This window comes from Halobellus ordinarius (assembly GCF_031823395.1).
In the GTDB taxonomy this organism is placed as follows: Archaea; Halobacteriota; Halobacteria; order Halobacteriales; family Haloferacaceae; genus Haloquadratum; species Haloquadratum ordinarius.
Genome location: NZ_JAVQKJ010000008.1, coordinates 94,859 through 121,226, shown reverse-complemented (window position 1 = coordinate 121,226; position 26,368 = coordinate 94,859). Strand labels below are relative to the sequence as shown.

The 26,368-nt window shown below is 63.4% G+C and carries 24 protein-coding genes; 13 read left to right on the top strand and 11 right to left on the bottom strand.

Going from position 1 to position 26,368, the window contains the following annotated elements; genetic code table 11:
* The first annotated feature begins 18 nt into the window (after positions 1-18).
* A complete protein-coding gene (locus RJT48_RS13080) occupies positions 19-1,830 on the top strand; it encodes a PAS domain-containing sensor histidine kinase (RefSeq protein ID WP_311172760.1) in 1,812 nt (603 codons plus the stop codon).
* A gap of 58 nt (positions 1,831-1,888) precedes the next feature.
* On the opposite strand, the gene RJT48_RS13075 is transcribed toward RJT48_RS13080, so the two are convergent.
* Positions 1,889-2,842 (bottom strand): transcription initiation factor IIB, encoded by a 954-nt coding sequence (locus RJT48_RS13075; protein WP_311172759.1) that lies wholly within the window; start codon positions 2,840-2,842, stop codon positions 1,889-1,891.
* A gap of 102 nt (positions 2,843-2,944) precedes the next feature.
* Between RJT48_RS13075 and RJT48_RS13070 the strand changes: the two genes are divergently transcribed.
* The 3 genes from RJT48_RS13070 (at position 2,945) to RJT48_RS13060 (ending at position 5,217) form a co-directional block, all read left to right on the top strand.
* Entirely contained in the window at positions 2,945-3,889 is a 945-nt protein-coding gene (locus tag RJT48_RS13070) for a lamin tail domain-containing protein (protein ID WP_311172758.1), read from the top strand.
* Between the two features lie 96 nt (positions 3,890-3,985).
* Positions 3,986-4,621 (top strand): METTL5 family protein, encoded by a 636-nt coding sequence (locus RJT48_RS13065; protein ID WP_311172757.1) that lies wholly within the window; start codon positions 3,986-3,988, stop codon positions 4,619-4,621.
* A gap of 143 nt (positions 4,622-4,764) precedes the next feature.
* Complete coding sequence (locus tag RJT48_RS13060) at positions 4,765-5,217, top strand: hypothetical protein (protein WP_311172756.1); 453 nt, start codon at positions 4,765-4,767, stop codon at positions 5,215-5,217.
* 46 nt (positions 5,218-5,263) lie between these two features.
* Here RJT48_RS13060 and RJT48_RS13055 read toward each other — a convergent pair whose 3' ends face one another.
* The 3 genes from RJT48_RS13055 to RJT48_RS13045 form a co-directional block, all read right to left on the bottom strand.
* The gene (locus RJT48_RS13055; RefSeq protein ID WP_311172755.1) at positions 5,264-6,916 is read right to left on the bottom strand and encodes a rhomboid family intramembrane serine protease; all 1,653 of its coding nucleotides are present in this window, start codon (positions 6,914-6,916) and stop codon (positions 5,264-5,266) included.
* 214 nt (positions 6,917-7,130) lie between these two features.
* Positions 7,131-7,409, bottom strand: a complete 279-nt coding sequence (locus tag RJT48_RS13050) for a UPF0058 family protein (protein WP_311172754.1) — start codon at positions 7,407-7,409, stop codon at positions 7,131-7,133.
* 188 nt (positions 7,410-7,597) lie between these two features.
* Complete coding sequence (locus RJT48_RS13045; RefSeq protein ID WP_311172753.1) at positions 7,598-7,807, bottom strand: ribbon-helix-helix domain-containing protein; 210 nt, start codon at positions 7,805-7,807, stop codon at positions 7,598-7,600.
* Positions 7,808-7,981: 174 nt separating this feature from the next.
* Here RJT48_RS13045 and RJT48_RS13040 point away from each other — a divergent pair, with 174 nt between their 5' ends.
* The 4 genes from RJT48_RS13040 to RJT48_RS13025 all read left to right on the top strand — a co-directional run bounded on the left by RJT48_RS13040 (position 7,982) and on the right by RJT48_RS13025 (position 12,873).
* Positions 7,982-8,575 (top strand): molybdopterin-dependent oxidoreductase, encoded by a 594-nt coding sequence (locus RJT48_RS13040; protein WP_311172752.1) that lies wholly within the window; start codon positions 7,982-7,984, stop codon positions 8,573-8,575.
* A gap of 167 nt (positions 8,576-8,742) precedes the next feature.
* The gene (locus RJT48_RS13035) at positions 8,743-10,098 is read left to right on the top strand and encodes an isochorismate synthase (protein ID WP_311172751.1); all 1,356 of its coding nucleotides are present in this window, start codon (positions 8,743-8,745) and stop codon (positions 10,096-10,098) included.
* Between the two features lie 25 nt (positions 10,099-10,123).
* Positions 10,124-11,884, top strand: a complete 1,761-nt coding sequence (gene menD / locus RJT48_RS13030; RefSeq protein WP_311172750.1) for a 2-succinyl-5-enolpyruvyl-6-hydroxy-3-cyclohexene-1-carboxylic-acid synthase — start codon at positions 10,124-10,126, stop codon at positions 11,882-11,884.
* Positions 11,885-11,955: 71 nt separating this feature from the next.
* Positions 11,956-12,873, top strand: a complete 918-nt coding sequence (locus RJT48_RS13025; protein WP_311172749.1) for a 1,4-dihydroxy-2-naphthoyl-CoA synthase — start codon at positions 11,956-11,958, stop codon at positions 12,871-12,873.
* A 414-nt stretch (positions 12,874-13,287) separates the two neighbouring features.
* On the opposite strand, the gene ddfA is transcribed toward RJT48_RS13025, so the two are convergent.
* Both ddfA and RJT48_RS13015 read right to left on the bottom strand, forming a co-directional pair.
* Entirely contained in the window at positions 13,288-13,638 is a 351-nt protein-coding gene (ddfA, locus tag RJT48_RS13020) for a DdfA family disk-determining factor (RefSeq protein ID WP_311172747.1), read from the bottom strand.
* Between the two features lie 69 nt (positions 13,639-13,707).
* On the bottom strand, positions 13,708-14,364 hold the full coding sequence (locus RJT48_RS13015; RefSeq protein ID WP_311172937.1) for a helix-turn-helix domain-containing protein: 657 nt from the start codon (positions 14,362-14,364) through the stop codon (positions 13,708-13,710).
* A gap of 288 nt (positions 14,365-14,652) precedes the next feature.
* Between RJT48_RS13015 and RJT48_RS13010 the strand changes: the two genes are divergently transcribed.
* Together RJT48_RS13010 and RJT48_RS13005 are read left to right on the top strand one after the other, a co-directional pair.
* A complete protein-coding gene (locus tag RJT48_RS13010; RefSeq protein ID WP_311172746.1) occupies positions 14,653-15,906 on the top strand; it encodes an outer membrane protein assembly factor BamB family protein in 1,254 nt (417 codons plus the stop codon).
* Between the two features lie 306 nt (positions 15,907-16,212).
* Complete coding sequence (locus RJT48_RS13005; RefSeq protein ID WP_311172745.1) at positions 16,213-17,163, top strand: 1,4-dihydroxy-2-naphthoate polyprenyltransferase; 951 nt, start codon at positions 16,213-16,215, stop codon at positions 17,161-17,163.
* 326 nt (positions 17,164-17,489) lie between these two features.
* Here the strand turns inward: RJT48_RS13005 and RJT48_RS13000 are convergent, their stop codons facing one another.
* The 4 genes from RJT48_RS13000 to RJT48_RS12985 all read right to left on the bottom strand — a co-directional run bounded on the left by RJT48_RS13000 (position 17,490) and on the right by RJT48_RS12985 (position 21,505).
* Positions 17,490-18,359, bottom strand: coding sequence for a hypothetical protein (locus RJT48_RS13000; RefSeq protein ID WP_311172744.1), 870 nt, complete (start codon positions 18,357-18,359; stop codon positions 17,490-17,492).
* A 392-nt stretch (positions 18,360-18,751) separates the two neighbouring features.
* Entirely contained in the window at positions 18,752-19,222 is a 471-nt protein-coding gene (pyrI, locus tag RJT48_RS12995; RefSeq protein ID WP_311172743.1) for an aspartate carbamoyltransferase regulatory subunit, read from the bottom strand.
* The gene (gene pyrB / locus RJT48_RS12990) at positions 19,219-20,142 is read right to left on the bottom strand and encodes an aspartate carbamoyltransferase (RefSeq protein ID WP_311172742.1); all 924 of its coding nucleotides are present in this window, start codon (positions 20,140-20,142) and stop codon (positions 19,219-19,221) included. Before pyrB ends, pyrI begins: the two co-directional genes overlap by 4 nt.
* 112 nt (positions 20,143-20,254) lie before the next feature.
* Positions 20,255-21,505 carry a Glu/Leu/Phe/Val family dehydrogenase gene (locus tag RJT48_RS12985; RefSeq protein ID WP_311172741.1) on the bottom strand — a complete coding sequence of 417 codons (1,251 nt, stop codon included), beginning with the start codon at positions 21,503-21,505 and terminating at the stop codon, positions 20,255-20,257.
* A 282-nt stretch (positions 21,506-21,787) separates the two neighbouring features.
* On the opposite strand from RJT48_RS12985, the gene RJT48_RS12980 reads away from it, so the two are divergent.
* Together RJT48_RS12980 and RJT48_RS12975 are read left to right on the top strand one after the other, a co-directional pair.
* Positions 21,788-22,555, top strand: a complete 768-nt coding sequence (locus RJT48_RS12980; protein ID WP_311172740.1) for an IclR family transcriptional regulator — start codon at positions 21,788-21,790, stop codon at positions 22,553-22,555.
* Between the two features lie 108 nt (positions 22,556-22,663).
* Positions 22,664-23,641 carry an amidohydrolase family protein gene (locus RJT48_RS12975; RefSeq protein WP_311172739.1) on the top strand — a complete coding sequence of 326 codons (978 nt, stop codon included), beginning with the start codon at positions 22,664-22,666 and terminating at the stop codon, positions 23,639-23,641.
* A 221-nt stretch (positions 23,642-23,862) separates the two neighbouring features.
* Here RJT48_RS12975 and RJT48_RS12970 read toward each other — a convergent pair whose 3' ends face one another.
* Positions 23,863-24,648 (bottom strand): 2-keto-4-pentenoate hydratase, encoded by a 786-nt coding sequence (locus RJT48_RS12970; protein ID WP_311172738.1) that lies wholly within the window; start codon positions 24,646-24,648, stop codon positions 23,863-23,865.
* Between the two features lie 170 nt (positions 24,649-24,818).
* On the opposite strand from RJT48_RS12970, the gene RJT48_RS12965 reads away from it, so the two are divergent.
* Positions 24,819-26,303 carry an aldehyde dehydrogenase family protein gene (locus tag RJT48_RS12965; protein WP_311172737.1) on the top strand — a complete coding sequence of 495 codons (1,485 nt, stop codon included), beginning with the start codon at positions 24,819-24,821 and terminating at the stop codon, positions 26,301-26,303.
* The last annotated feature ends 65 nt before the right edge of the window (positions 26,304-26,368 follow it).

Below are 26,368 nucleotides of genomic sequence, written 5' to 3'. Positions count from 1 at the left end.
GATCGGGACAATCTCAGTATGACTGGTGGGATCCGGGTGTTGTGGGTCGCTGCCGACGCGGCCGCCGAGTCGGAACTACACCACTCCGGGGACGCCGTCGCGGACTTCGCGGTCGTCAGGGCGACCAGTGCCGCCGACGCGCTCGATCGGCTGGCGGACGGCCACGAGCGGTTCGACTGTGTCGTGTCGGGATACCGACTGCCTGACGCGACCGGCCTCGAACTGCTCGGCGACGTCAGCGAGAGACATCCGGATCTCCCCTTTCTGCTCTTCGTCGAATCCGACGCCGACGTCACGCCCGAGGCGGCGATCACGGCGGGCGCCACCGATTTCCTCCGGCGGCGCGATGGCGTCGAACAGAGAGCGCTGTTCGCGAAGCGAATAAAAACCGCCGTCGACGCGGCGCGGGCGGTGAGAAGCGGTGTAGATCAACTTCGGAGTCGGGAGACGGTGGAGGTACCGCAACTCCGCCTGTTCCGCGAGGCTGTCGAGGCGTCGGGGCACGCGGTGTACTTCACCGAACGGGACGGGACAATCATCTACGTCAACGAGGCCTTCGAGGAGACGACGGGCTACAGCGCCGAGGAGGCGATCGGCCAGACGCCCCGGATCCTGAAATCGGGCGAGCACGATCGGGAGTTCTACGAACGGCTGTGGGAGACGATCCTCGCGGGCGGCGTCTGGCGGAGCGATATCACGAACCGGACGAAATCCGGGGACCGGTACGTCGTCGATCAGACGATCGCCCCCGTCGAAACCGACGCGGGGGCCACTCACTTTGTCGCCGTCAACGCGGAGATCACCGTGCACAAGGAGCGCCAGGCGGCGCTGGAACGCAACAGAAAACGGCTAAACGCGCTTTTCGAGAACTCGCCGGACGCCATCACGGTCCACGACGTCGACGGGGAGATCCTGCGGGTCAACCGCCAGCAGGTCGAGAACCTGGGCTACTCTCGTGAGGAGTTGCTCTCGATGAACGTCGCCGACGTCGAGGCCCGTCACTCCCGAGAGACGCTCCGCGGGACGTGGGCGAAAGCGAACGTCGGCGAGCGGGTCCAGGTCGAGGGCCGGCACCGGCGGAAAGACGGCTCGACGTTCCCCGTCGAGGTCTGGATCACGAAAGCCGAGATCGACGCGGCGGAGCGCTTCATCGCCTTCAGCCGCGACATCACCGACCGGAAGGCCGACGAGCGGGAACTCGAACGGCAGATCGATCGGCTCGAACAGTTCGCTACGGTCGTCAGCCACGACCTGCGCAGCCCGCTGAACGTAGCGAAGGGACGGCTCGATCTGGTCGAAACCGATCCCGATCACCGAAGCGAACACCGCAAGGCTGCACAGGACGCCCTGGGCCGGATGGAGGAGTTGATCGAGGACCTCCTCGTCCTCGCACGCGAGGGTGGGAACACCGGCGAGACCGAACCCGTCGATCCCGGCGAGCTACTGTCGAACTGCCGGGAGACCGTCTCGGCACCCGAGGCCTCGTTCGTCGTCGACACCGACCGACAGATTCGCGCTGACCGCTCGCGGCTCCAGCAGTTGTTCGAGAACCTCGTCCGCAACGCGATCGAACACGGGCGGCCGGACGTCACCGTGACGGTCGGCGACCTCGCGGACGGCTTCTACGTCGCAGACGACGGCCCGGGGATCCCGGCCGAAGAGCGCGAACAGGTGTTCGACACGGGTTACACTACGACCGACGACGGGACGGGCCTGGGGCTGAACATCGTCAAGCAGATCGCCGACGCGCACGGGTGGGACGTCGCCGTGACCGAAAGCGGCGACGGCGGTGCCCGGTTCGAGTTCACCGGAGTCGATGTCGTGGAGTGAGTGCGGACGTAAGCGACAGCAGGAAAACGGGACGGTGCGAGCCGAGCGGTGGGGCTACTTACCGGAAGCCCATCGCTTCGATCTGCTCCTGATAGCGGTTGCGGATGGTGACCTCGGTCACCTGCGCGACATCGGCGACCTCCCGCTGGGTCTTCTTCTCGTTGCAGAGCAAGGAGGCGGCGTAGATCGCGGCCGCCGCGAACCCCGTCGGCGACTTGCCCGACAGCAAGCCCTGTTCGGCGGAGACGTCGATGATCTCAGTCGCCTTCGACTGGACCTCCTCGCTCAGTCCGAGCGAGGAGGCAAACCGCGGCACGAACTGCTTCGGATCGACCGGTTTGAGTTCCAGTCCGAGTTCCTGGGAGATGTAGCGGTAGGTCCGTCCGATCTCCTTTTGAGGGACACGCGACACTTCGGCGACCTCGTCCAGCGAGCGGGGGATGCCTTCCTGTCGACAGGCGGCATAGAGCGCCGAGGTCGCGACGCCCTCGATGGAGCGCCCCCGGATCAGGTCCTCGTTGAGTGCCCGTCGGTAGATGACGGAGGCGACCTCCCGAACCGATCGCGGGACCCCGAGCGCCGAAGCCATTCGGTCGATCTCCGAGAGCGCAAACTGCAGGTTGCGCTCGCCCGCGTCCTTCGTGCGGATGCGCTCCTGCCACTTCCGCAGGCGGTGCATCTGCGAGCGTTTCTCCGAGGAGAGCGACCGCCCGTAGGCGTCTTTGTCCTTCCAGTCGATCGTCGTCGTCAACCCGCGGTCGTGCATCGTCTCGGTGATCGGCGCACCGACGCGGGATTTCGACTGTCGCTCGGAGTGGTTGAACGCCCGCCACTCCGGCCCCCGATCGATCTGCTGTTCGTCCAACACCAGGCCACAGTCCTCGCAGACCAACTCGCCCTGGTCGGCGTCCGTCACGATGTCCTGCGACTCGCATTCGGGGCATACGAGGCGTTCCTCGCCCGACTGTTCGCTTTCCTGCTCCCGCTGGCGCTGGCGACTCGGACGTTCCATTATAAGGTTTGTGGTGAACGGTGAATTTAAACCTTTGTAACAGAAAACGGACATAAATCGGTCGGGTTCGGTTTCCGACACCCGCTGCCGGTCCGCTTCCCTATGCGTGCACAGACGCTCCTCGTCGTTCTCCTCGTGGTTTCGGCCGGTTGTCTCGCCGGCGTTCCGGCACCGGGGCCGAGTGACGGCGCAGCGACCGATGACTCGTCGGGACCGACCGCCGGGACGCCGACAGACGGCGTCCGCGTGACTGTCACCGAGGTCGTCGACGGCGACACGATAAAGGTGGCCTACCCGAACGGGACGCGGGAGACTGTCCGACTACTGGGCGTCGATACTCCGGAGGTTCACGCGGAAAACACCCCCGAGGAGTTCGACGGCATCCCGGACACCGACGCCGGGGCACGCTGTCTGCGACGGGCCGGCGAGAACGCCTCGACGTACGCGTCGGATCGGTTAGCGCGCGAAACCGTCACGCTTGTCTTCGACGAACGCGCCGACAAGCGAGGGTACTACGGCAGGTTGCTCGCCTACGTCTACGTCGGGAACGAGTCCTTCAACTACGCCCTGCTCCGGGACGGCCACGCCCGGATCTACGAGAGCACCTTTACCGAACGTGAGCGGTACGAACGAGCAGCGAGCGCGGCACGCGAGGACCGCCGCGGACTCTGGTCGTGCATCGACGACACCGGCGGGACTGTCGGGACAGCCACCGAGGGCCCGCTCGCAGTCGTTGAGGTCCACGCCGACGCCGCGGGCAACGACCACGAGAATCTCGACGACGAGTACGTGACGTTCCGCAACACCGGTGACACCGAACTCGACCTCTCGGGGTGGACGGTCTCCGACGACGGTGGCCACTCGTATACCTTCCCGACGGGGACCACGCTCCCAGCGGGGGCGGAACTGACGCTCCGGACCGGTTCGGGAACCGACACCGAATCGGAGGTCTACTGGGGTGCCGACGGCGCCGTCTGGAACAACGGCGGTGACACGATCACCGTCCGCAACGCGAACGGGACGGTCGTCTTGCAGCATTCCTACTGAGCGTGGTCTTGCAGCATTCCTACTGACCGAAGGGATAACTGCGCGTATTCGAGAAGGATTTTTGTATTATCACCGGGAATCCATAGACTGAGTCTGATGGCCACGAAATCAGCGCTGGAGACGCAACTGGCGGTCGTCGCGGGCTTCGAAGCGCCGCGGGCGGATCTCGAACAGTATCCCACGCCGCCGGCGTTGGCCGCACACGTCGTCCACGTGGCGGACCTGAACGGAGACATCGAAGGCCAGACGGTCGTCGACCTCGGAACGGGTACGGGGATGTTGGCGCTCGGTGCCGCGCTCCGCGGCCCGGACCGCGTCGTGGGCGTCGATATCGATCGAACGACGCTTACGACCGCTGCGGAGAACCGTCGACGCGTCGGGGCGGCGACGTCTATCGACTGGGTCTGTGCGGACGCGACGCGTGCGCCGCTCCGCCCATCGGCGGAGACGACGGTGCTGATGAACCCGCCGTTCGGCGCCCAGGACGGCAACGAACACGCCGATCGGGCGTTTCTGGCCACGGCCGCGGACCTGGCGACGGTTTCCTACTCGATCCACAACGCCGGTTCCCGGGAGTTCGTCGAGTCCTTTGCCGCCGACAACGGCGGCGAGGTGACACAGGCATTCCGGGCGACGTTCCCGATCGAACGCCAGTTCGACTTCCACGAGGCCGACCGCGAGGAGATCGAGGCTGAGGTGTTCCGGATCGCGTGGTCGGAACCGGGAAGCTGAGCACGCCAGCGGATCGGTAAACTCCGTCCGAAATCGGGCCCACTCGGACCCCTATATTTATTTTCTCCGTCCTCCGTTGCGGTTTCAGGCCTTACACGTTCGACCGCAGTGCTGCGGACGTGGGGCTACGGATGGGGGCAACTATGAAACAAGACAAGCAGAACGATCGAATCGTTAGCCGACGAACACTGCTCCGGCGCCTCGGCGTCGGAACCGCAATCGTCGGGGGTGGCGTGGCCGGATTGAGTTCGGGCGCCGCGGCCTCGCACACGGACGAGCCGGAAATCGACATTCCGGTCCCACAGACCGCGCGGGACCACCCGCGGTTCAACGCGGTCATCCAGATCAACAGCGCCTATCTGCCGGAAGGGGGGTACATCAACGTCGAGAACGCCAACAACGACTGTGAGGTGAAGGGGCAGTCGATCATCGAACTGCCCGCCGGGCACTTTCGGAACTCCTCGGTGGTCGTACAGACGGCACCGGACGATACGTCGTGTGAGGTAACCGCGGTGATCACCAAGGATCAAGCCGGAGAAGAGCCGTACAGAAAAGACGGTTCGTCGGTATCCGACACCAGGACAGTCGAGTTTTAATCCCCGTCAGCGAGGCGACTGAATATCACCAGTTCGGCGAACCGTCTCACTCGTACGACTCCCGCTCCAGCAACTGCACCCGCGTCCGGTTGTAGGAGACGTACACGCTGGAGTTGTTCCGCGTGAACGTCAGTCCGTCTGCCGTCACCGATTCGTTTTGCGTGGGGAATCGGGCGTCGGTCGACGTGTTGCCCTCGGTGACCCGGAGCAGATACCCGCTTTTGTTCGGGACGACCGTCACGTTCCGGCCGTCGAGCGTGGGGCTTGCCGTAACGGGATCCGAGGCGTAGACGACGCGTGTGGTGTTGTTGTGGCCGAGCGCGACGCGGTAGGCGGAGCTGTTGCCGAGGACGCGCCACCCGCCGCGCTGGGCGGTCACCGTCTCACGCCAGCCGACACCGCCGAGGCGGACGGCTCTCCGGCCGTCGAACGCCAGCCGACCTCTCGAAACCGCCGTGGTCCAGATGCCCCGCTGCTCACTCCGCACGATGACGCCGGAGGTGTTCACCCCCGTGGTCTCGCCGAAGGCTTCGACGTCGACCGTCGCGACGAGTCCGTTCTCGACGTTCTCCGCGTAGGTCACCTCGTAGTCGCGGACCTCGATCTCCTCACCCGCGAGATCGCCTGATTCGGCGGTGTAGAGGTTGGCCGGAACGGCGGGGCCGGCGAGCGCAGCCGTCGAGAGCAGCAGGATCCCGGCGGCGACCTGCCAGTTGCGGACGACGCCGCTGTCGCCCAAAAGCTCCCAGGAAAAGAGCGGGTCGTCGCGGGTAACGACCGCGAAGACGATGATGAGCGCGAGCGCCGCGACGAGGATGACGCCGACAGCCCGGTAGAGCACGAACGTCTCGCCGCCGCGGAACCAGTAGACCGCCCACAGCGACTGCTCGACAGAGAACAAAAGCGCCCCGAGCCAGAGCCGTCGGGCGCTCGGACGGGCCGCTTGCTGTCGTCTGCGAACGATTGCGAGGCCGATGAGGACGCCGATCAACAGTCCGATTGCGTGCCCTTGGATGGCGATGTCGGCCCACCACGGCGTGACGTACGTCGGCCGTCCACTGGCGGTGAGCACCGGATTCCGGAGTGCGCTGTACACCAGGCGGAGCGCGCTGCCACCAGCGAGTGCGATCACCGTTCCCAGCGGGTAGTTGACGAGCGCGACGCCCGCAAAGGCGAAGACGACCCCGGAGAAGCCGATGATCGGCCCGATCGCGAAGATCGACGTGAGGAGTCCGACGACGACGACAGCGACGGGGAAGGCGACGAAGGCTCGAACGTACGGGTTCGTCCGGAGCGACGAAAACGAGTGGGCGCCGCGTCCCCGAGGGAAATGCCCCCACGCATACTCCGCCAGCGGCGCGAGGGTGAGCGTTCCGACGAGATTGCCGACGAGATGGCCCGCGCTCCCGTGAGAGAACGCTGCAGTGGCGATCCCGAGCGGGTAGAAGTACGACCACGCGCGGAACGGTATCGTCACCGGCGAGTACCAGTGGTCGTATCCGCCCTGTACCAGGAGATAGACCGCGAGAACGAACGCTGCCGACACGAGGGTGCCCCACGGAACACCCAGGATGAGGCGGCGGCGGAGCGACGCAAGGAGCGATGATCGCCGATCCAATAAGAGAACGACGGCGACAGACACCACGAAGGCTGCGACGACGCCGACACGCTGGAGCAACTCCACCGGAAGCGAATCCATCGTGGGAGGGAAGTCACCGAACGGTTAAGAAACCGCCCGTCCCGGATCGAACTGCCGCCCTCGGTCACCGGGTGGAAGACTGATAATGGTTACTCTCACTTTTCACCGCCGAGCGCCATCCCCGTCGAAGGCGTTCGGCGGGAAGAGACGAGAGTAATCAGTACGAAGCGAGAATCGCGAAAGAACGGTGACCTCGTTACGGAACGAATGCCTCTCAGAGTTTGCTTTCGGCGTCCTCGGCGAGTTCCTGCATCCGCTTGCCGACGCGGCCCGCGTTCGAGAACTCGTCTTCGCTCATCGCCGACGCCAGAGCGTTGCCGAGGACGAACACCGCGTGTTTGTGCTCGCTCTTGGATTTGTGGACGTGCGACGGGTCGACGCCGATTTCCTCGTACTCGTCGAAGATACTGCCGTCGACCTCCTCTCGCGCGGCGAAGTTGTCCTTGATGATCACCATCTGTTCGTGTAACTCCAGTAGCTCTTCTTTGTGCATAGACGTGGATACGTAGGAGATCGATTTAAGTATTATTGGTGGATATTCCCACGGGCGTCGACATCGCGGGTCGAGTCTGGACCCTGCCGTCCGTGCTGGTACCTCTCATACGGATTCCTCTGACTTTTCTCGCCGAGCGCCGTCAACGGGGGTTGGCGCTCGGCGGGAAGAGACGAGAGTAACCAGTATCAGAAGACGTACTCGTCTTCGTGGCCCATCATTCCGTCGTCCTCGAGATGATCGTCCTCGTCCATCGGGCCGCTGGTCTTGAACGCGCGCAACCCGGTCGAAAGCAGCTCCTCGATGGCTTCCTCGCGGCTGACGAACTCGCCCTGATCGACGAGCTGGGCGATCTGCATCTCGAGATGTTCGGGGACGTTGATGTTCACCTTGGGCATTTGAACGTGAGGGGGTTTGGATCCGGGTTATTTAAAGCCTGCGGCGGAGTTTGACCATTTAAGCAACTATATTTTCACATTAATGTATGTCTATTTTGCTTCTAATCAGAATAGTTTGGTTAATCGGTACCTACTTGTCGTTACTGTTAGATACTTCGCGCCGGTAGCGACCCTATGGTCGAAGACGTTACCGATCTCTACCGGGAATTCGGCGACGAGCGGGTTCCGCCGGGACAGCACGAGAGCTCCAAGTTCCCGGTGCTCTCGAAAGGCGCGACACCCTCCTGGACCCGCGAGACGTGGTCCTTCGACGTCTGGGGCGCCGTCGAGAACGAACTGACGCTATCGTACGACGCGTTCCGCGACCTGCCCGCGACGACGCAGCGGCAGGACTTCCACTGTGTTACGGGATGGACCGCCCTAGACTGTGAGTTCACCGGGGTTCCGTTCCCGGCGATCGCCGAGCGGGCGAGCGTCCACGACGATGCCGTCCACGTGCTGTTTCACGCGCTCGACGGGTACACCACCGATCTGCCGCTCGAGGACTGCAATCGTCCGGAGGTGCTCTTCGCTTACGGGCGCGACGGCGAGGACCTGGCGGCCGAGCACGGCGGACCGCTCCGCGTCGTGACGCCACACAAGTACGCCTACAAGGGGGCAAAGTGGGTCGACGGCGTCGAGTTTCTGACCGAACCGGAGCACGGCTACTGGGAGGAGCGTGGGTACTCGGTGACGGCGGACCCCTGGAACCAGGAGCGGTACGGATAGCCGTCCAGTGCGGGAGAAATTTCGCCGACGGCGGCCGGAAGGTGGTGGTCGACCCCGCTATACCCGATTTCTCGTCGATCCGTGCGCCGTCGCGCGCTTGGACGGAGCAAAAGGTTGCAAACGTCCCGATAGTCAAATAAAAGGGTGTGGGACCCCGAAGAGCGGTAATGGATTCGTTGCGGACCGACGCGGACGAGGGCAGACTCCTCAGCCGCTCGAAGCGGATCGAGATCCCCTCCTTCCGCGCCGTCCTCCGGGCGGCCGACGCGCCCCGGACAGTCTGGAGTGCTCCCGACGAGGCAACTGTCGTCGGTGAGGGCGCGGCGGCGACACTCACGGCAGACGGCCCCGATCGTTTCGAGAAGATCCGGAAGCGTTCGGAGGCGCTTTTCGCCTCGGGCGACGTCCACGCCGGGACGGAGGCGGCCCGACCCCGACTGTTCGGCGGTTTCGCGTTCCACGCCGAGGGGACAAGCCGGGAGCCGTGGACGGATTTTCCCGGCGCCCGATTCGTCTTTCCTCGGGTGCAGATCACCTGGACCGACGACGAGTCGTGGCTGACGGTGAACGCCGTCGATCCGGAGACGTCGTCCGAGGACGTCGAGACCCGGCTCGCGGCCGAACGGGAACGGATCGCCAGTCTGCCCGACCCCGGCGACCTCGCCGACCCGCCCGGCGTCGAGGAGCGAATACAGACCACTACCCGGTCGGAATGGCAGTCGGGCGTCGATGCGGCGATTGACCGCATCGAGGCCGGCGATCTCCGAAAGGTCGTCCTCGCGCAGGCGCTCGACGTCGATCTCGCGGCCGAACTCCGCCTGCCGGACGTGCTCTCTCGCCTGGGGCAACGGTACCCGGAGTGTTATCGGTTTCTCGTCGAACCGGCTCCCTCGGGGGACCGGGAGAGAGCGTCCTTTTTCGGCGCGACGCCGGAACGGCTCGTCTCGGTGCGCGGGCGGACGGTCGAGACCGGCGCGCTCGCGGGGACGACCGGGCGCGGTGAAACCCCCGCCGAGGACGAGTGGCTGGCACAGGAACTGGCCAACGACGAGAAGAACGCCCACGAGCACGACCTCGTCGCCGAGACGATCCGCAAACAGCTCTCGCCGTACGCTGCCTCGGTGAACGTCGGCCCACGGCAGATCAAGCGCCTCGCCACGGTCCAGCACCTCTGGACGCCGATCACGGCGACGCTGGACCGCGACGAACACGTCCTCTCGCTGGTCGAGGCGCTGCACCCGACCCCGGCAGTCGGTGGTCTGCCGCCCGCAGCCGCCCTGGAAACCATCCGGGAGACCGAACCGTTCGACCGCGGCTGGTACGCGGCACCGGTCGGCTGGATCGACGCCGCGGGCTACGGCACCTTCGCCGTCGCGCTCCGCTCGGCAGTCGCGAGCGCCGACACCGCGACCCTGTTTGCCGGGGTCGGGATCGTCCGCGACTCCGATCCCGACTCCGAGTGGGACGAGGTACAACTGAAGTACCGACCGATCCTCGACGAACTGGAACGGAGCGACGAGTAATGGTGCGACGAGACAGTCAGAGACGATGACTGACCCCAACCGGAATACGCTCTGGGCGCGGGCCCTGGTCGACGAACTCGTCGCCGCGGGCGTCGACGCCGTCTGCATCTCGCCGGGGAGCCGATCAACCCCGCTGACGGTCGCGTTCGACCGCCACGAGGACATCCACGTCTTCTCACATCTCGACGAGCGGTCGGCGGCGTACTTCGCGCTGGGGCGTGCCCGGCGGACCGGAGACGTGACGCCGCTTGTCTGTACCTCCGGGACGGCGGCCGCGAACTACCATCCGGCAGTGATCGAAGCCTCGCAGTCACGGGTGCCGCTTTTACTTTTGACCGCCGACCGGCCGCCGTCGATTCGCGACTCCGGCGCCAACCAGACGATCGACCAAGAGAAGCTCTACGGCGACGCAGTCAGGTGGTACCGGGACGTGGCAGAGCCGGAGGCGACGCCGCGAAAGCTTCGTTCTCTGCGGACGACGGCGGCGCGCGCGGTCGCGAAGGCGACCGGGACCCCGGCAGGTCCGGTACATCTGAACTTCCCGTTCCGCAAGCCGCTGGAGCCGACGCCGGTCGCGGGCGACGTCCCCGCCGACCTCCCAGAAAGGGCGGCGCACGGACGGGACGGCGCGTTCGTCGAGACCACATCAGGCGTCCCGGAACTCGACGACGACGCGCTCCGGGACCTTGCCGCAGACCTTTCTGCGCCCCGTGGACTCGTCGTCGTCGGTCCCACCGACGCGCCGGGCATCGATCCCGAAGCGGTGGGCGCGTTCGCTCACGCCAGCGGCTTCCCGGTGCTCGCGGATCCGCTCTCCGGTGTTCGCTACGGCGGACTGGTTCGGACGACGCCGGTGATCGGCGGCTACGACGCCTATCTCGGCGAGCGGGTCCGCGAGGCGTGGCCCGACCCGGGGGTCGTGATTCGGGCCGGCGCCTCGCCCACGTCGAAGCCGCTCAGGAAGTATCTCGCCGCGGTCGACGCGACGCAGGTCGTCGTCGACCCCGCCGCCGGGTGGCGTGAGGCGGAGTTCACCGCCACCGACCTCGTCGTCGCGGACCCGTCCAGGCTGTTTGCCCGGCTCTCGCGACTCCTCGCGGGACCGGGGAGTGCGGCGTGGCGCGAGCGGTGGACGACCGCCGAGGAAGAACACGCGGCCGTTTTCGACGGGCACGACGGATTCTGTGAGGGACGCATCCTCGCCGACGTCACGGATCTCGCGCCCGACCCGTCGACGATCTTCGTCTCGAACTCGATGCCAGTCCGCGATCTCGATCGCTTCGGCGTACCGACGACGAGCGGATACATCGCTCTCGGCAACCGCGGCGCGTCGGGCATCGACGGGATCGTCTCGTCGGCGCTCGGTGCCGGATCGGCGACGACCGACGACCTGACACTCGTGACCGGTGATCTGGCGTACTACCACGATATGAACGGCCTGCTCGCGCTCGGGCGGTGTGACGTCGAGGCGACGATCGTGCTGCTCAACAACGACGGTGGCGGGATCTTCCACATGCTCCCGATCGAGGCGTACGACCCGCCGTTTACCTCGCAGTTCGTGACGCCGCACGGCCTCGATTTCGCCCCGACGGCGGACCTGTACGATCTCTCGTTCGCGCGCGTCGACGGCGGCGACCGCGACGCCTTCCGCGATGCCTTCGCGGATGCGACGACGAGCGAAGGTTCGCACGTCATCGAGGTGGAGACGGACGCCGAAGCCAGCCACCGTGTCCGAGAGGACCTCCGCGAGCGGACGGTCGATCGAGTGCTCGCTGCGACCGACTGAACTGCAGCCGTCCGCGGGGGTCCTTCTCGGCCGAAACGAATCTTTTTGCTGAGTCCGACCCGTCTCCCGGTATGGTCTCTGAGATTTTCGACGAGTCGCGCTGGGAGCAGGTCGACGGTGCCGGGGCGTTCGACGACATCACGTACCACCGCGAGCGCGACCTCCCGGTGGTCCGGATCGCCTTCGACCGCCCCGAGAAGCGCAACGCCTTCCGGCCGGGGACCGTCGACGAACTCTACGCGGCCCTCGATCACGCACGCAAGCAGGCCGACGTCGGCTGCGTCCTCCTGACTGGGAACGGGCCGTCACCGAAAGACGGCGGCTGGGCCTTCTGTGCCGGCGGCGACCAGTCCGTCCGCGGGGAGTCGGGCTACGAGTACCGCGACGACGACGAGGCCGACGAGTCCGACGACCCGCTCGTCCGCGAGGCGAAGGCGGGCCGTCTCCACATTCTGGAAGTCCAGCGACTCATCCGATTTATGCCGAAACCGGTCGTCGCCGTCGTGCCGGGGTGGGCCGTCGGTGGCGGCCACTCGCTGCACGTCGTCTGCGATCTGACGCTCGCCTCCGAGGAGCACGCCAAGTTCCTCCAGACCGATCCCGACGTGGCCTCGTTCGACGGCGGGTTCGGCTCGGCGTTGCTCGCAAAGCAGATTGGACAGAAGAAGGCCAGAGAGGTGTTCTTCCGCGGCAAGACCTACTCCGCGGCGGAGGCCGCAGAGATGGGGATGGTCAACGAAGCAATTCCCCACGCGGACCTCGAAGACGTTGCCCTGGAATGGGCCGAAGAGATGACGAACAAGTCGCCGACTGCGATGCGGATGCTCAAATACGCGTTCAATCTAACGGACGACGGACTCGTCGGCCAGCAGGTGTTTGCTGGCGAGGCCACGCGGTTGGCGTATATGACCGACGAGGCCCAGGAGGGACGCGACGCGTTCCTCGACGGTCGCGAGCCGGACTTCTCCGAGTTCCCCTGGCACTACTAACCCACTTTTTTGACGGGGGTCCTCGGCCGCGCGCAGCGCGGCCTCGAACCCCCGCAAAAAATCTGGACCAAAAAATGCCGAGATCTCGGCCGTCGGCCTCGATCTCGGTGAATCGCGCTCACTTCCGGGTCCTTCGGACCGCTCGTTCGCCCGAATGCTTGTCGGTGTTCCTCTCCTGGCTCAGTTGTTCGTTGATGGGTTGATTGTTCCGTAGGATGGGAGATCATAGAACTACTCTCACTGCAGTTTATTTCGCCGATATGTCGTGAATGATCCATCAGAACGTGCGTGTTGACTATCAAGTGGTCTGCCAATTACCATCGATCTATACAGAGTCGTGCTGAATACAACGTGCGAATACACCACTTTCCTCCGAGACAAATTGATGAATCTGTGGCCCGCTGTGATCAGGACTTACCTCCCTGGTGCTGGCGGTGTAACCACGATGCTCCCGTGCTCCTTGAGAACTATCTGGTGGTCGGCATACTCGAAAGAGACGGTTATCGTGGCCTGAGGCCGACTGTTGGTGCTGGTCTCGAAGAGCATATTTAGTGCATCGGGATCCAAGGCAGAGCAGAGGGGAGGGAGATCGAGTGGATCTGTTTGGGTTGCTTCTGCAACGGCGAATACCACTGCTTCCGTGGGTTGACGTGTATGACCATCGAATTCCGTCCAGTAGGTCCCCGTCTCCTCGCTAAATGTCACGTGATCGGACGCAACCGCGTCTCTGTCCGGCGACTCGTTCGGTTTTGTTGATGAGGTCATCTGGTCCGCTGTAGATTAAGTGACCGTATCAACCTTGACTTTTCATATGAAATGTGTTGATTTGGGGAGTCACGCGGTATTAATCAACGTACTTTTGACGAGCTGATTGACACCCCGGCGGAGGCGGGACCCGAATGCTTGGCCAGTAATCTCGAACTCGCCCGCAAGGTCATCCAGTGACACCTCCCGCGGTGTCTGATAGTAGCCGCGATTGTAGGCCAGAACCAGCGCCTTTCGCTGGGCGGCAGTCAAGCCGTACTCCTGTCCAACTGTGGCCGAGGAGAGAGTTCGAATTGATGTGAGTGAAACTGGAATATCGTGCTCGCGGCAGTATTCTTGGAGATGCGTGATGGCGGTATGGGTTTCACCACGGACTTCGAACGTCCACGAGTCGGCTGTCCCGGTCCCCGAAATGAGCGTCCCATTCGTCTCACTGATGGCTCGGAGGAGCCCTTGTCTCTCTGGCTTCCATTCGACACGAAGCAAGTACGCTCCGTTGACCTTATCGAGTTGTTTGATACTTTTGGTGTCCGGTGCTTGGCTCGCGCTGGTGAGTACTGACGAGATCTCGCTTTGACTCAGTCCTCTGATCCAAATATACGGAATGAGTGCCGGTCGCGTGGGAACGATGCGCTCGAGTTCAATCTCCACCTCTGAATGTCCTCGAAAGAGCGCACCCAGCGGAAACGTGTCCGCTTGAACTGTGAATTTGGCTACGGTTGCCATAGGATGAACTACGCACTGGAACCTGATAAGCGACAACGCAAGAGAAGGAACTCGGTCCTATCGGCTTCGATTGACACGCAGCACGAAACAGGTTTAATCAACTGAAACTCTGTGATAGACACAGCCTCTATATTCAGCAGGCCGTTCCTGACAGATCGTAAGTAGATGACGACCAGCTGTGATACAGCGTTCGTCTGTATTAAATCAAGTCTCCCAACGGTCTCTCATCAGACGCTCTAAGCGTGGAACCCTTAATTCTATTATCCACCTACCGACATAACTCATTTGATGCACGAGAAGAACTGGCCGACATTTCAGTTCGATCTGGGTCGCACTGGACACGTCTCCAACGATACTGGGCCAAAGACGAATGTAACGGAGAGCTGGACTGCCCAGACGAGTGACTCATTCACTTCTTCACCGGTCGTCAAGAACGGGTTGGTCTACGTAGGCAGCACGGACGGCAACGTATATGCCTTCGATTCCTCGACTGGACGGCAGGAGTGGACGTGTGATACAGGTCAGAAGGTAAAATCCGACTTGACAGTAGAGAATTCAACCGTCTACGTCGGGAACGAAAACGGGTTTTGTGCAATTGATGCTACTCGCGGAATTCTTGAGTGGGAGTTCGATTCTGTTGTCGACAAAGATCGGCAGTATTTCCGAGCAGCCCCTGCCGTTGTCGCTGGAACAGTCTATGTGGGTGATCGGAACAACAACTTGTATGCAATAAATACTAGGACAGGTACAGCGGAATGGTATATTTATAAATACGGTTCCGGCGCTCCTGCAATAGCAGGCAACTCCCTGTATATTAACGACGGCCACGGAGTGTATGCGCTTGATCGGAACGGGGCACACGGTATCCCTCTCCGACGTGACGAGTATTCTGATGAGCATCCGGAGGATCCACATTGGAAGTTTGAAGACATCGGCGTTTCTCTGCATCCCTCAACACCAGCAGTCAAAGGGAACACTGTCTACGTGGGGGGCGGAGATGGACACCTTTACGCGATTGATACGACAACCGGTCGCGAAGAGTGGCATTACGAGACAGACGATGAGATCCGATCATCACCTGCAATTGCGAATGGCACAGTCTACGTCGGGAGCCGCGACAAGTACCTCTACGCGATCGATGCAGTGACAGGTGAAAAAGAGTGGGCGTTCAGCGCCGATGGGAGAGTGGACTCATCACCTGCGGTGGCTGATGGAGTCGTCTACGTAGCAAGTAATGAAGCGAATTCGTTCACAGATGTGGACGGTCACCTGTACGCAATCAATACGGACACAGGAGAACTGTTGTGGGAGTATGAAATCGGATATCCGAGTGATTCCTCACCAGCGATCTCCGACGGAAAGGTGTATATCAGTGGCGGTGACACCATCTACGCGATTACGGAGGCCACAGATGCGACTGAGCAGGTTTGTCCAGCGTGCGAGGCAGACTTAACTGAATACGGCGACGTGGACTTCTGCCCAGAGTGTGGAACCGAGATAACCGCCAATGGGAACTCCAACACAGAAATCTACGACCCGTGAGGATGGGTCAATTATATTGTGATGTAGCAGACGCGGGAACCGTGCTGAGCTCACGCTCTGTATTCAGCAGCTCATTCCTGGCAGATCCTGAGTAAATGACGACCCGATGTGATACAGCGTTCGTCTGTACTGAGCATCCGCGAGCGGAGCGAGCGGTTCCCCGACTGAGCCGTCGGACGGCTCAGTCGGCATTTTTTGGTCCAGATTTTTTGCGGGGGTTCGAGGCCGCGCTGCGCGCGGCCGAGGACCCCCGTCAAAAAAGGTGGATGCGAACTTTGACGCCACCGCCGCTCTGATGGCATCGTAATGAGCACGCAGGACATCACGAAGCGGGAGGCGTGGGTGATCGCCGCCCGTCCGCAGACGTTGCCGGCGGCGGCCTCCCCCGTGATCGTCGGGACCGGACTGGCGGTGCACGACGGCGTCTTCGCTGCGCTGCCCGCGCTTGCCGCCCTTTTGGGTGCCGCGTTGATCCAGATCGGTACCAACTTCGCCAACGACTACTACGACGCCGTCCAGGGCGCCGATACCGAGCAGCGGGAGGGCTTCACCCGCGTGACCGCCGGCGGTCTCATCGCACCCGAGACCGTCAAGCGCGCGATGTATCTGACCTTCGCCGCGTCGATCCTTCTCGGGACGTATCTGGTCTACGTCGGTGGCGTGCCGATCCTGGTGATCGGCCTGCTTTCGGTCGCCTCCGGGATCGCATACACGGGCGGCCCGTACCCGCTGGGCTATCACGGCCTCGGGGACCTCTTCGTCTTCGTCTTCTTCGGTCTCGTCGCAGTCACGGGCACGTACTACGTCCAGGCCGCAGCAGTGCTGGCGGACCCGCTGACCGTCGGGATTCCGCCCGGAACCCTTCCACTCGGGGCAGTGATCGCCGCGCTGCCGATCGCAGCGCTGTCGACGGATATCCTCGTCGTCAACAACGTCCGCGACAAGGAGGAGGATGCCACGACCGGCAAGCGAACCCTCGCGGTGCGTTTCGGCTACGGGTTCGCCCGCGCGGAGTTCGTCGTCCTGCTGCTGCTGGCGTACGCCGTGCCGCTGTGGTTCGTCCTTCGCCCCGGGTTCACCGTCGCCGCGGCGCTGCCCGTCCTCACGCTCCCGTATGCCCTCTCGATCACGCGGACGATGCTCGAAGAGACGGCCGGGGACGTCCTGAACCCGACCCTCGAACGGACTGGCCGCCTGCTTGCGGCCTACGCCGTCCTCTTCGCCGTCGGGCTCTCGTTCACCGAGTTCCCACTGTGATCGACACTGCCCGATTCTCGGTGCGGCTTCGTCGCCACAGGAAACGGCGGTGGGAGAAAGAATCGCGCGTGTCGTTTCGGGATCGCGGCCGAGAGTAATAAGCGAATCCGGACCCAGACTGTTGGTATGCCCCAATCCACGTCGGAACAGCGTAGGCTTATGGCCGGGCTGTTCGCCTTCGCTGCGGTCGTGTTCGTCGCCGGAATCGTCGTCGTCGCGTTCCTCGCTGGGGTGCTCTGAGAGGAGTTTCGGTCCGTTCGTCCCGATGATCGCGCCTGCCGAGAATTCGATTCCGGGTGAAAAACAATCCTCCCCCGGTTGACCGACTACCGCGACTCCTCGGAGAGGTCCCCATCGGTGCCGTCGGGGCGGTGTGTGACCCCGGATCGTCCCTCGGCGTCTTTCCGTCTGATCGCTGCAGCGGCGTTCGAGGCGTCGTAGCCGAAGTAGACGTTCCGGCCGTAGGTCTCGGCGACCTCGGTGGCCCGGACGAGATCGTCGACGTCGACGTCGACGGCGTACAGTTCGATCGAGAAGGTGGTTTCCAGCGGATCGAGCAGGCTCTCGAACCCCTTCGCGATCGTTTCGAGCCAGTACGTGGTCGCGTAGTGGGTGTCGTAGAGCGGCACCACAAACTCGTCGACGTGAGGCGCAAGCGCCGCCACGTCGATGCCGGCCCGCGCTTCCAGGTGGCCGGGATACGGATCCGGATACAGCGTGAGGTACGTCCGGCCGGGGATCCGGTCGGCAGCTTCGGCGACGAATTCAGTGACGACGGCGGTGCGCCACGCAGATCGGTTCTCGTGGCCGCTCGCCGCGAACTGCCGCTCACAGCGGTCACAGCGGCAGTATCCCTCTCTCGGGAAGCCGACGTCGTCCAGCCGGACGTCTTCGTTTGCCTCCGCGGCGTCCTCGACGATCTCGAAGAGACCCGCGCGGTACTGCTCGTGTGTCGGGCAGACGTAGGACCAATCGAAGTACGGTTGTTCGCGCGTCGCCGGCGTCCCGTCCTCGTCGACGGCTACAAGGTCGGGGTCGGCGTCGACCGCCGCGGTGTCGCCGAAACAGGAGAGCATATTCACCGCGTCGGCGAGCGGTTCCGAGGCCCGCCCGGTCACGTCCTTCACTTCGTAGAAGCCGACGTCGAACTCGTTCCAGCCGACCTCCTCGGCGTTCCGCGTGACGACACCGTACATACCCGTCGTTCCGCGCCAAGCGGTATCAGTCCGTCGGGACCGAGCGACGGGGCTTCTGTGGGTTTCTCAGATGGCCGCGGCTCTCCGAATCGATCGCGGAAAAAGGGGGTAACGGGGTGGGATTGGTTACTCGTCGTCGACGTCGACCTCGACGGGGTCTTCGCCGCCGGAGACGACGAAGTAGACGAGTGCGATGAGCGCCAGTACCAGGATGAATTTTGCTTTTCCGGACATACCTATCCGTTCGCCGCCTCGGTACAAAATCATTTCCCTCCCCGTCCGGTGGCTGTCGAGCGTTCGTGCGGGGGAGGAAACTCCGTTCGGTGCCATCAAGACTCCGTTCGGTGCCGTCAAGACTCCGTTCGGTGCCGTCAAGACTCCGTTCGGTGCCGTCAGGAGACGTCGAGGTGTGTCGCGACCTCGTCCTCGCGGACGATTTCGCCACAGTACTCACACTGGAGGCCATCATCCAGGACGACAAAGTGTGTCTCGACGGGTTCCTCGTCGTTGGTGATACAGTTCCGGTTCGGGCAGGCGAGGACCCCCGCGACCGACTCCGGACGGTCGATTCGCTCTTTTTCGATCACCTCGTACTCCCGGACGATGTTGATCGTCGCCTCCGGCGAGATGACGGCGAGGACGTCCACCTCCGATTGACTCAGCTCCCGGTCTTCGACCTTCACGATGTCTTTCTTCGCGAGTTTGTCCGAGGGAACGTTCATCCCGACGGAGACGCTCTCGCCGCCGGAGCCGTCGATCCCGAGCAGCGCGAGGACGTTCAGCGCCTGCCCGGCGGCGAGGTGGTCGATGACGGTGCCGTTGCGGATCTTCGAGACGCGCAGTTCGCGGTCGGTGTCGCTCATTGTGCACCTCCGGTGTCGTCGAGCAGCATATCCAGAAGGGCCATCCTGACGGGAACGCCGTTGTGAGCCTGTTCGAAGTACTTCGCCTGGTCCGTGTCGTCGACGGCGGGCGCGATCTCGTCGACCCGCGGTAGCGGATGCATCACCGTCAGCGACTCCTTGGCCGCATCGAGGTCGTCGGTGTCGATCTGATACTCGCCGGCGACCTTGCGATACTCGTTTTCGTCCGGGAAGCGCTCCCGCTGGATCCGAGTCACATAGAGGACGTCCAGTTCGGCGAGAACCGCCTCCAGTTCGGTGTGTTCACGGACCTGCGCGCCTGAATCGTGAAGGTCGTACCGGACGTTTCGTGGAAGACGGAGGCTCTCCGGGCTGATGAAGTGCTGCCGGACGTCGAAGTTCGTCAGCGCCGACGCCAGCGAGTGAACCGTTCGGCCGTATTTCAGATCGCCCATAATGCCGACCGTGATGTCGTCGAGACCGGCGTTCTCGCGCATCGTATAGAGGTCAAGCAGGGTCTGGGTCGGATGCTGCCCCGCCCCGTCGCCCGCGTTGACGAGCGGGACGTCGACGAACTCCGAGGCCATCTTCGCGGATCCTTCCGAGGGGTGTCTGAGGACGAGCGCGTCGGCGTACCCCTCGACGACGCGCATCGTATCGGCCAGCGTCTCGCCTTTCTTCACCGACGTCGACTCCACGGAACCCATATCGACGGTCTGTCCCCCCAGACGTTTCATCGCGGTGTCGAAGCTCATCCGCGTGCGGGTGCTCGGCTCGAAAAAGCAGAGGCCGAGCACCGATCCGGCGTGGCGCTCCTGCCAGGCGGTCGGATCGGCGTCGATCTCCGCCGCGCGGTCGAGCACCGCCTCGATGTCGGCCCGCGACAGTTGCGTCGCGGAGATGAGGTGGTCCTGACGCATTATCTACGTCCCCGGCGGGAACGGACTTCAACCCCTCGGGTTGGCGTCGGACCGATCGGGAATCGGTGTCGCGTCGCCTGAGAAAACGGAGAGAAACGACCGGAGACGAACGCTACGGCCAGTTGCCGCCCTCGGTGTAGGCGTCGACGATCCGCTGGGTGGCGACGACGTACGCAGCGGTCCGGAAGTTCGGGAGATCGCGGGACTCGTAGGCGTCGACGAGGTCGTCGAAGGCGTCCGTGATCACCGCTTCCAGTTCCTCGTTGACGCGTTCCTCCCGCCAGGAGAACCGCTGTCGGTTCTGGACCCACTCGAAGTACGAGACGGTGACGCCCCCGGCGTTGGCGAGGATGTCCGGGATGACGACCACGTCGCGCTCCGTGAGGACGTCGTCCGCGTTCGGCGTGAGGGGACCGTTTGCAGCCTCGACGATGACCTCCGCCCGGACATCCTCCGCGAGTTTGCGGTCGATGGCGTTCTCTAGTGCCGCCGGGACGAGCAGGTCGACGTCCAGCGTGAGCAGCTCCTCATTCGTCAATTCCTCGACGTTTTCGTAGCCCGACACCGATCCCGTCTCGCTCTTGAATGACTTCACCGCACGGGTGTCGAGTCCGTCGGGATCGTAGACCGCGCCCGAGGAGTCGGAGACGGCGACGACCGTCGCTCCCTGATCTTCGAGCAGTCTGGCCGCCACTGACCCGGCGTTGCCGTATCCCTGTACAGCGACTGTCGCGTCGGAGACGTCACGACCGAGATGTCGGAACGCCTCGCGGGCGGCCAGCATCGTCGAACGGCCGGTGGCCTCGACGCGTCCCGCGCTGCCGCCGGAGGAGATCGCCTTGCCTGTGATGACGCCCGGTGCATTCGTCCGTTCGAGCGTCTCGTAGGTGTCCTTGAACCAGTTCATCTCCCGCTGGCCCGTGTTCACGTCCGGCGCCGGAATGTCACGATCGGGACCGACGAGCGGCCGCAGTTCGGTCGCATACGAGCGCGTCAACCGTTCCAGTTCCGACGTCGAGTACTCTGAGGGGTCGACGACGATACCGCCTTTCCCGCCGCCGTACGGGATACCAACGACGGCGCATTTGTACGCCATCCATCCCGAGAGTGCCTTCACTTCGTCGCGGGAGACGCCCGGGTGATACCGGATCCCGCCCTTGTAGGGGCCTCGGTCGCCGTTGAACTGCGATCGGAACGCCTTGAACTGCTCCATCGTGCCGTCGTCGAGTTCAACCGAGAGACTGAGTTCCAGAACCCGTTCGGGATGTTTCAGGCGTTCGATCACGTCCGGAGCGACATCGAGATACGCCGCGGCGTCGTCGACCTGCTCCTGCAAACTCTCGAACGGATTAATTTCAGACATATTATGCATATTCGCTCGGATGGAATTTAAGGGTGTTGAAGGAATTCCTGGCCGGAACTCAGCGAGATGGGAACGGGGTCAGCAATAATAGTTGTCTAAATTATAAATTCCTATATAGTTTTAATTTTATTATACAATATCTAATTTGAGGCCTTGAAAAAGCGTATTTTAGGCAATATATAAATAAATAGTAATTCTTCAAACTGGATTAGATTTATTTTGAGGCGGCAGCTTGAGTTTTCACACCGAAAACGTTTGGAGGATCCAGTATGTAGATCCCGTATGAAGGAGAAAGCCAACCACCCCGTTCGAACCAGCGAAAAGACGCTGGCGTTGATCGAGACGCTCGACACCGCCGACGGGTTCCGACTCACCGAACTCGACGAGCGGCTGGAGATGAGCAAAAGCGGAATCCACAACCATCTCAGTACGCTCAGAGAGCACGGATACGTCGAGAAAAACGGCGACGAGTACTCGCTCAGCCTGAAATTCCTCTCGCTCGGCGGCCACGTCCGCAGTCGGTCGCCGCTGTACCGGCACGGCCGCTCGAAGATCGACCAGTTGGCGAGCGACACCGGGATGCTGGCCAACCTAGCCACTGAGGAGGGCGGCCGCGCGGTGTACCTCTATCAGTCCCGCGGCAGCTACGCCGTCAGTCTCGACACTCACGTCGGCTATCGGCTCCGCTTGCACAACATCGGAATCGGGAAAGCGATCCTCGCACACCTCTCCCGGGAGCGCGTCGAGGCAATTATCGACGAATGGGGGCTGCCGAAGGCGACCGAGAACACGATCACCGAGCGGGAGGAACTGTTTGCGGAGCTACAACAGATCCGCGAGCGGGGCTACGCGACCGACAACGAGGAGCGGACCGAAGGCCTCACCTGCATCGGCGCACCCGTTCAACTTGACGGGGAGATCCTCGGCGCGATCAGTATCTCCGCACCGACGAAACGACTCGGCAACGCCGGCTTCGACGACGACATCACCGCGGAAGTCGAGAGCACGGCCCACGAACTCGCGTTGGACATCAAATACGCAGAGGAGTAGCGAACGTTCGTGGCTTCGCACAGATTGCAACGGCTGTGAGCGTCGCTGGGGCGGTCCTCGCACCCATCAGTGGGAACAATTATGACCACGGTCCGGTGTGGTAGGGGTATGCCAGAAATCGTCGACGGCTACACCCACGTATTGACGGAGCGGTTCTTCGAGGATCTGACCGAGCAGTTCGGGTTCCAGGGGTTGTCCGGCCGGCCCGAGTTCCTCTGGGACATCGAGCAGCGAAAGCAGGATATGGCCGACTACGGCGTGGACAAACAGATCATCACGCTCGCGCTGCCGACGATGTTCCAGGGGATGGACCACGACCTCGCCTTAGACATCACGCGGCTCGCGAACGACGAGATCCGTCGCCTCGCGGAGGAACATCCCGACGATTTCATCCCGGTGGCGACGATCCCGAAGGTCAGCGAGGAGTTCCTCGCGGAGTTCGACCGCTGTGTCGACGACCTCGATATGGCCGGCGTCCAGATCTTCTCGAACGTCGACGGTCGGCCCCTCGACGACGACCGCTTCTGGCCGCTGTACGAACGTGCCGAGGCGACCGACACGCCGCTTTGGATCCACCCGCAACTGTGGGAGTGGTACGACTGGGCCTCGGAGTATATGGAACACCGACTGTTCGGGTGGCCCTTCGACACGACGCTGGCGCTGTCACGGCTGGTGTTCGGCGGCGTGATGGAGGCGTACCCCGATCTGCAGATCGTCTCCCACCACGGCGGCGGGATGGTCCCCTACTACGGCAGCCGGATCGAGATGTTCTACCAGCAGCGGTTCGCTTACCCCGAGAACTACCCCGGGTTCCACGAGAACGCAGCGTCGCTGTCGGAACCCGCCGAGGAGTACTTCAAGAAGTTCTACGCCGACACCGCCGTCTCGGGCTCGGCACCCGCACTCGACTGTGCGGCGTCATTTTTCAACGATGGAAACGTGATCTTCGGCACCGACTACCCGTTCAGTCCCGAGCGCGGCCGCCGGACCGTCGACGTCACTATCGACGCCGTCGAGCGGATGAACGTCGACGAAGACACGCAGGCGGATATCTTCGCCGACAACCTCTCGGGCCTGATCGACTGATTGTCGTTTTCACTTTTGAAACGGTTTGCTCAGCGGCTGGGGCCGGCCCGGTCCCCGACGAGCGTGGAAGAACAAACGTACGTATGTTAGTGTAGCCGTCGCAGTGTTCGCCGGATTACCTGTCCTTTCTGTGCCCCCGATTTGAGCGGTAGCCTGTTTTCAGGCGGAAAATCCACGGTATTCAGACAGGGAACGACCTGAGTCTCGATCCGGGGGGAACCTCACTCGGCGCGGACGTCGATCGATCCGAGATTTGCGAAGTCGATCCCGTAGACGTCGCCGGGTTCGATGTCGATTGCGGCCGTGATCCCGCCGCTCATCACGAGTTCGCCCTCGCGGAGACCGTCATCGACGTCCTCCAGTCGTTCGGCGAGCCACGCGAGCGGGCGGGCAGGGTTGCCCATAATGTCAGCTCCCAGACCGGTTGCTTCGACCTCGCCGTTGACCGAGACGGCGACGCCCTCCATCGCCAGATCGAGGTCGGTCACGTCGCGGTACTGCTCGCCGACGATGACCTTCCCGGCGGAGGTGAGATCGGCGATGACGTCCTGCGCCGAGGGGATCGACCAGCCCTGAAACCGGCTTTCGAGGATTTCGACGACGGGCACGACCGCGCGGGTCGAGGTGAGCACGTCCATCGTCGAAACCGGCGGTTCGAGGTCCTCGTCGATGATGAAGCCGATCTCGGCCTCGATGCGCGGCGCGATCATCTCGTCGGTCGGGATCGGTTCGTTCTCCAGTACCGTCTCGTGGGCGACGTAGCCGAAGATCGGCTCCGGGATGCCGAGTTGTTCCTGTTTGGCCTCGCTGACGAGGCCGAGTTTGTGGCCGACGATGTCCTCGCGGCCGCCCGCGCTGAGCCGGTCGAACACCTCGAACTGGATCCGGTAGGCGTCCTCGGTGGAGAATTCGGTCTCCTCCGACAGCGGTTCGATGGGCTCCTTCTCCTCGTAGGCCTCGAAAAGTGTCGTCGCGAGGCGGTCGATCTCGTCTTCGCTGAGTGGCATACGTCCCCTACGTTCGCTGGTGTGCTCATTATACTTTCGGCAGACGTCGACGACCCGCGCATCCGGTACTGGACGTAACTAATATCAATTACTCGAAAACGTTCGGAATATACATCGCTGGATTTGCGTGGTCGACATCATTTTACTCGTCAGGACGGTATGCGTAGTGTATGAGTCAACCCGACATCGGCCAGCAGATCGCTATCGACGCGGCCTGGAACGGCCTCTACATCGACGGCGAGTGGGTAGCGCCGGAGGACCGCGACACGATCGACGTCCGCAACCCCACGACCCGCGAATCGATCGCGGAAGTCCCGGCGGCGTCCAGCGAGGACGTCGACCGGGCGTTCGCGGCAGCCACGGGCGTCCAAGAGGAGTGGGCGGACACCACGCCCGACGAGCGCGCCGCGGTCGTCCGGGAGGTAGCGAACCTCATCGACGAGTACGAGGCGGAGATCCGCGAGATGCTGGCGGTCGAAACCGGCGCCACGAAGCCCCGACAGGACATCGAACACGGCGGGACGGTCACCTTCGTTCACGACGCCGCCTCCTTCGCCTTCCGCGCCTCCGGCGGCCACAACCAATCGAAGATCCCCGGGAAGGAGAACATCATCCAGCGAGAACCCGCCGGCGTCGTCGGCGTGATCTCGCCGTGGAACGTCCCGATGAAGCTCTCGATCCGCGCGGTCGCGCCCGCGATCGCGCTCGGGAACAGCGTCGTCCTCAAGCCGGCGGAGGAGTCGTCCATCTCCGGCGGGCTTCTCCTCGCCAAACTGTTCGAGCAGGCCGGCCTCCCCGACGGCGTCCTCAACGTCGTCACCGGCACGGGGCCGGAGGCGGGCGACCGGGTGGCCTCGCACCCGGACGGCGACGTGATCGCCTTCACCGGGTCGACCGGTGCCGGCCGGCTCGTCGGCCACAACGCCATCGACCACTTCGCGTTCCCCGCGCTGGAACTCGGCGGCAACAACCCCCACGTCGTCCTCGAGGACCCCGACCTGGACGAGGCCGTCGACGCCGGTACCTTCGGCTCCTTCTGGAACCAGGGGCAGGTCTGCATCTCGATCAACCGACACCTCGTCCACGAGTCGCTCTACGACGAGTACGCCGAACGACTCGCCGAGCGGGCCAGCGAACTGACGGTCGGTGATCCGCTCGACGACGAGGTCGTGATCGGGCCAATCATCAACGAGTCCCAGCGGGACGAGATGCTGGACTACGTCGACCGCACGGTCGAGGCGGGCGGGACGCTCCTCACCGGCGGCGAGGCCGACGGCCTGTTCGTGGAGCCGACCGTCATCCGCGACGTGACGAACGAGATGGCCGCCGCGTGCAACGAGCACTTCGGGCCCGTGGCGCCGATCATCCCCTTCAGCGACGACGAGGAGGCGATCGAGATCGCCAACGACACCGAGTACGGGCTCGCCGGCTCCGTTCACTCGGCCGACCGCGGGCACGCCCGTGACGTCGCCGACGAGATCGACGTCGGGATGGTTCACATCAACGACCAGCCGGTCAACGTCGAACCGCACGTCCCCTTCGGCGGGGTGAAGGAATCAGGGCTCGGCCGGTACAACGGCAAGTGGATCATCGACGAGTTCACCGAGACGAAGTGGACGTCAGTCCAGCGGGAGCCGCGGGACTACCTGTTCTGAACGCGCCGTCGTCCCGGCCGCCAGTTCCCCGCTGTCTCCGTCGCAGATCCCCTCACTCGACCGGT

Bases quoted from the DNA above. Each gene is read 5' to 3' on its own strand.
- menD (WP_311172750.1), top strand. From the start codon at position 10,124: ATGACTGACCCCAACCGGAATACGCTCTGGGCGCGGGCCCTGGTCGAC.
- RJT48_RS13060 (WP_311172756.1), top strand. From the start codon at position 4,765: ATGAAACAAGACAAGCAGAACGATCGAATCGTTAGCCGACGAACACTG.
- RJT48_RS12965 (WP_311172737.1), top strand. From the start codon at position 24,819: ATGAGTCAACCCGACATCGGCCAGCAGATCGCTATCGACGCGGCCTGG.
- RJT48_RS13015 (WP_311172937.1), bottom strand. From the start codon at position 14,364: ATGGCAACCGTAGCCAAATTCACAGTTCAAGCGGACACGTTTCCGCTG.
- RJT48_RS12985 (WP_311172741.1), bottom strand. From the start codon at position 21,505: ATGTCTGAAATTAATCCGTTCGAGAGTTTGCAGGAGCAGGTCGACGAC.
- RJT48_RS12970 (WP_311172738.1), bottom strand. From the start codon at position 24,648: ATGCCACTCAGCGAAGACGAGATCGACCGCCTCGCGACGACACTTTTC.
- pyrI (WP_311172743.1), bottom strand. From the start codon at position 19,222: ATGAGCGACACCGACCGCGAACTGCGCGTCTCGAAGATCCGCAACGGC.
- RJT48_RS12980 (WP_311172740.1), top strand. From the start codon at position 21,788: ATGAAGGAGAAAGCCAACCACCCCGTTCGAACCAGCGAAAAGACGCTG.
- RJT48_RS13055 (WP_311172755.1), bottom strand. From the start codon at position 6,916: ATGGATTCGCTTCCGGTGGAGTTGCTCCAGCGTGTCGGCGTCGTCGCA.
- RJT48_RS13040 (WP_311172752.1), top strand. From the start codon at position 7,982: ATGGTCGAAGACGTTACCGATCTCTACCGGGAATTCGGCGACGAGCGG.
- RJT48_RS13010 (WP_311172746.1), top strand. From the start codon at position 14,653: ATGCACGAGAAGAACTGGCCGACATTTCAGTTCGATCTGGGTCGCACT.
- RJT48_RS13045 (WP_311172753.1), bottom strand. From the start codon at position 7,807: ATGCCCAAGGTGAACATCAACGTCCCCGAACATCTCGAGATGCAGATC.
- RJT48_RS13050 (WP_311172754.1), bottom strand. From the start codon at position 7,409: ATGCACAAAGAAGAGCTACTGGAGTTACACGAACAGATGGTGATCATC.
- RJT48_RS13080 (WP_311172760.1), top strand. From the start codon at position 19: ATGACTGGTGGGATCCGGGTGTTGTGGGTCGCTGCCGACGCGGCCGCC.
- RJT48_RS13025 (WP_311172749.1), top strand. From the start codon at position 11,956: ATGGTCTCTGAGATTTTCGACGAGTCGCGCTGGGAGCAGGTCGACGGT.
- RJT48_RS13000 (WP_311172744.1), bottom strand. From the start codon at position 18,359: ATGTACGGTGTCGTCACGCGGAACGCCGAGGAGGTCGGCTGGAACGAG.
- RJT48_RS13005 (WP_311172745.1), top strand. From the start codon at position 16,213: ATGAGCACGCAGGACATCACGAAGCGGGAGGCGTGGGTGATCGCCGCC.
- RJT48_RS13075 (WP_311172759.1), bottom strand. From the start codon at position 2,842: ATGGAACGTCCGAGTCGCCAGCGCCAGCGGGAGCAGGAAAGCGAACAG.
- ddfA (WP_311172747.1), bottom strand. From the start codon at position 13,638: ATGACCTCATCAACAAAACCGAACGAGTCGCCGGACAGAGACGCGGTT.
- RJT48_RS13065 (WP_311172757.1), top strand. From the start codon at position 3,986: ATGGCCACGAAATCAGCGCTGGAGACGCAACTGGCGGTCGTCGCGGGC.
- RJT48_RS12975 (WP_311172739.1), top strand. From the start codon at position 22,664: ATGCCAGAAATCGTCGACGGCTACACCCACGTATTGACGGAGCGGTTC.
- RJT48_RS13035 (WP_311172751.1), top strand. From the start codon at position 8,743: ATGGATTCGTTGCGGACCGACGCGGACGAGGGCAGACTCCTCAGCCGC.
- RJT48_RS13070 (WP_311172758.1), top strand. From the start codon at position 2,945: ATGCGTGCACAGACGCTCCTCGTCGTTCTCCTCGTGGTTTCGGCCGGT.
- pyrB (WP_311172742.1), bottom strand. From the start codon at position 20,142: ATGCGTCAGGACCACCTCATCTCCGCGACGCAACTGTCGCGGGCCGAC.